General features: G+C 57.8%; 1 protein-coding gene and 2 pseudogenes. 2 read left to right on the plus strand and 1 reads right to left on the minus strand.

Annotation, left to right across the window (positions count from 1 at the left end):
• Positions 1-188 precede the first annotated feature (188 nt).
• Positions 189-355, minus strand: a pseudogene (locus Q1M07_RS05710) (NAD(P)H:quinone oxidoreductase); the annotation flags it as partial.
• 5 nt (positions 356-360) lie between these two features.
• On the opposite strand from Q1M07_RS05710, the pseudogene Q1M07_RS05715 reads away from it, so the two are divergent.
• Positions 361-516, plus strand: a pseudogene (locus tag Q1M07_RS05715) (LacI family transcriptional regulator); the annotation flags it as partial.
• 323 nt (positions 517-839) lie between these two features.
• Positions 840-3782, plus strand: a complete 2943-nt coding sequence (locus tag Q1M07_RS05720) for a TIR domain-containing protein (RefSeq protein WP_288129284.1) — start codon at positions 840-842, stop codon at positions 3780-3782.
• The last annotated feature ends 272 nt before the right edge of the window (positions 3783-4054 follow it).

Below are 4054 nucleotides of genomic sequence, written 5' to 3' on the forward strand. Positions count from 1 at the left end.
GACCAGCTGGGCCTGACCGGCTGGGTGGGTCTGTTGGCAGGAGCGTCGCTTGCGACGGTCCTGCGCGGACTGGCTCTGGTATTCGATTGGCGGCTGCCGCAATGGCGGGCCGATTGACGGAAAAATCGGGCAAACGCCACGTTGGCGTCGCCCGATCCTGATGATTCCGCCAAGTGCGGCGGACTGGCTCAGCTAGACAGCTTGTTGGCGGTCTCGGCCATCAGCTTCCCCTGGACCGCGCGTCATCGAGTTCGTTTACGCTCGGCTAACGCTGGCCCTGTCCGCCGGCAATTGTCATCGCGCCGTACGGGCTGCCGCCAGCGACTTCGTCAATCGTGACCTGACCCTGGTAGCTCCCAAAACCTGACCACACTCGCGCCCGACATAGTGGACGGCATCCTGGATGAGAGCTTGCCGCATCACCTCACCGTGCATGATCTGGCCATCAGTCCGCCGGTGTTGTGGGAGGAGCAGAGGGCAAGGATTGGTGTTGGTGGCGAGAGCCTAAAGGACTGATGGGCCGCATCCGGGTCCATGCGGCGTGGTTATCGTATGCAGCCCCATGTGGACTGTCGACCAGTCCGGTGTCGACTTGCAAGGTTCGGCCTCGGGGGCGGTTGCGGGAAACGCTGGAAATTTGCCTACGTCCGCTTTGCGGATGCAGGCACCAACGAGTACCATCGGCCATGAGGAGACCGTGGCGATTCACCATCAAAGCCGACGCTCGCAATTTCAGGATAATATCGAGGATGTCATTTGATTGTCGTAAAGCATCTCGATTTCAATTCGAAGCTGACCCCAATAGCACTAGTTTCAAGCCGACAGGAGGGCCCAGTACCATGCAGAATACGAAGATCTTCTTGGCTTCTTCATCGGAACTGAAAAAGGACCGAAGCGAATTCGAGAGCTTCATCAACCGCAAGAACAAGGCCTGGGTTGCGCAAGGCGCCTTTCTCGAACTCATCCTCTGGGAGGACTTCCTCGACACCGTTTCGCAGACCCGGCTGCAGGACGAGTACAACAGGGCGGTTCGCGAATGTGACATCTTCGTCATGTTGTTCTGTACCAAAGTCGGCCGTTACACCGAAGAAGAGTTCAAGACCGCCTTCGGGCAGTTCAAGGAAACCAGCAAGCCTTTGATCTTCGCCTATTTCAAAGATGCACCGACGACCATCGGCAGCGTCAGCAGAGAGGACATGCAGAGTCTGTGGGCATTCCAGGACGAGCTCAAAGCACTGGGGCACTTTCACACCGTCTACGAGAACATTGACGCACTGAAACTCCATTTCAATCTCCAACTCGACAGGCTGGCTGCGAGCGGATTGATCGAACTGAAGGCCAATCAGGCCGAGGGCCACAGGTACGATGTTCTCGTGAGTTATCGGTGGGTCTCTCCCGACCAGGAGTGGGTCCGCGAGGAACTGCTTCCCGCACTAAGATCTGCCGGACTTTCGGTTTTTCTCGACATCGAGGATTTCGTTCCGGGGAGAAACGTGCTTCTCGAAATGACCAGGGCTGGACAAGGGAGCCGGAAGGTGATCTGTGTGCTTAGCCCGGAATACTTCGAAGGGGGGCGGATGGCCTATTTCGAATCGCTTGCCGCCCGAGCTTCCGACTCTTCGGGGGCTGACTCTCGGTTGATCCCCCTAGTCTATCGATCGACCACGTTGCCAATCTGGCTTAGTCACCTTGTTTCGGTGGACTGGACTGAGGCGAGCGATCGTCCAACCGAGTGGCAAAGGCTCTTGCGGGTGCTCGGCGTAGGCCGTGCACACTGGAATCGCGCGAACGTAGGTTCCAGATTGCCGTCGATGGCGCCTCACCACCCAATCCCAAACAACCTTCCTCGCCTGCAATACTTCGTCGGGCGCGATAAAGAGCTGGCAATCGTCGCCAAGGCCATCGCTGTCGAGTCGCGCGGATGGGGGGCGCTTATTGATGGTCCCGGAGGAATCGGCAAGACCGCCCTCGCCATACGCGCTGCGGAGCTCGCACCTCCGCGCTTCGAGCGAATAATCTTTCTCTCCGCGAAACGTCACGAACTCACGGCGGACGGTAGGCTCTCGCTTGAAAGTTTCGTGTTGCCCGGATACCTGGAAATGCTGAATGCCATTGCCAGAAAGATCGGACGACCAGAGCTCGCGCAAGCAAAGGAAGGCGAGCGCGCAGACCTTGTCCAATGCGAGTTGGAGACGCGCAAGATTCTTCTGATTCTGGATAACCTAGAGGAGTTTACCCGGGATGATCGCAATAATTTGTTCCAATTCCTCAACTTCTTGCCAAAGAGCTGTAGCGCGATCGTGACCAGCCGCCGCCGCGCCGATGCGAGTGCCATCATTCTACGTCTGGACCAACTTAACGAGCAGGATGCGAACGACCTGATGGACAAGCTGTCCGGCAACAATCAACTTCTCCGGCAGGCAAGCGAAGCAGAACGTGGAGGTCTCTACCGGCAAACCGCCGGCAATCCTCTGCTCATCCGCTGGGTGGTGGGACAACTTGGTCGCGGACACTGCCGTACGATAGGTTCCGCCCTGGATTTTCTCAGAAGTGCTCCGCCTGGCAACGACCCTCTCGAATTCATCTTCGGCGATTTGCTGGAGGAGATGAACGAGAGCGAGAGCCGAGTCTTGGCTGTGCTTAGTCATTTCACCGCAGCAGTGGGAAGCCAATTGGTCGCTGTTCTCGCCGGCATCAACGAACAAGCCGCACAGTTTAATCTCACCAGCCTTTCGAACAGGGCCTTGGTGATCCCTGATGTTGAGGAGCGTCGCTTTGCCCTCGCGCCGATGGTCGGAGAGTTCCTCCGACGAAAGCGTTCCGACATGGTCGAGCAGATGGGCGGACGCCTGGAAGCACGCGCCGCTGAGCTAATCGTGACAAACGGTTACCACGAGCATCATCGCTACCCAGAGCTCGAGGCGGCGTGGCCTATGGTGGCCGCAGCTTTGCCCCTTTTCCTCGCGGGACCGAATAGACGCCTCCAGGAGGTTTGCGATGCCCTCCATGTATTCCTCGATTTCACTGGCCATTGGGATGAATGGCTGTCCCTCAACGAGAAAGCGGAGCAAAGAGCGATTGCCGAGGGAGATTATTACGAGGCCGGGTGGCGTGCATGGCAGGCGGGACGAGTCCATCGCCTGCGCTATCAGGCCGGAGCTGTTCTAGCCTGCGCGGACCGGGCTGAAGAGCACTGGCGTAAGACGCAAACACCCGACTACCCGGGAGTTAGAGCCGGTACCAGAGAAGAGGGCAATGCGCATACGTTGCACGGCAAAGCACATTTCCTGAGAGAGGATTTCTCCTTAGCCATTGAGTGCTTTACAGTCGCATGCGACGTCTTGAGACCTGCATACCATGCCAGCTACCACGCTAGCCGCGACTATGCGAGTGCGCTCAATGGCTTGGCCGAAGCCGTTCGGTCCTCTAAAGACCTCGATGGGGCAGAGAGACATTACCGCGACGCACTAGCCATTGCTCAGAGTATCCGCTCGAGGCATGACGTGGCCGTCTACACTGGCAACATGGCTGCGCTCGCACTAGATCGCAAGGATTTCCGTGGCGCCGAGGAGTTGGCGCTCGACGCGTTGAGCAAGGCGAGGCAGGTCGGTCGCCAAGAGTTGATCGCCGCCAGTTGCCGTCGCCTCAGTGAAGCATATGTAGGGCAGGGCAGGCGCGAGGAAGGTCGAACATACGCCCTTCAGGCCGCGGAAATCTACGCTCGACTCGGATCGCCTTACCTCGAAATTGCTCACTCAATGCTGAGTGAGTTTCCAACGTGAGCGCCAGCGACCTTAAATTTGTCTCATAGGCCACGACAGCGACACGAGCGCTGGCAAACACGCACAAGCGGAGTCTCAGAGATTTTGCCAGAGATTGGGACTGGTTGGTCTGTGGCTCCAACACATGAACTTAAATTCCTCTGTTAGTGTCAGCGATCGCCACATTGGAGCCATTTGAAGATCGGCGTAGAGGATCCAGTGCATGATCGGCGTAATGGAGCCAGGCCATGATCGGCCTATAGGATCCACGCGCTGATCGCCGTATTGGCGCC

The sequence above is a fragment of the Accumulibacter sp. genome (genome assembly GCF_029255285.1).
Taxonomy (GTDB): Bacteria; Pseudomonadota; Gammaproteobacteria; order Burkholderiales; family Rhodocyclaceae; genus Accumulibacter.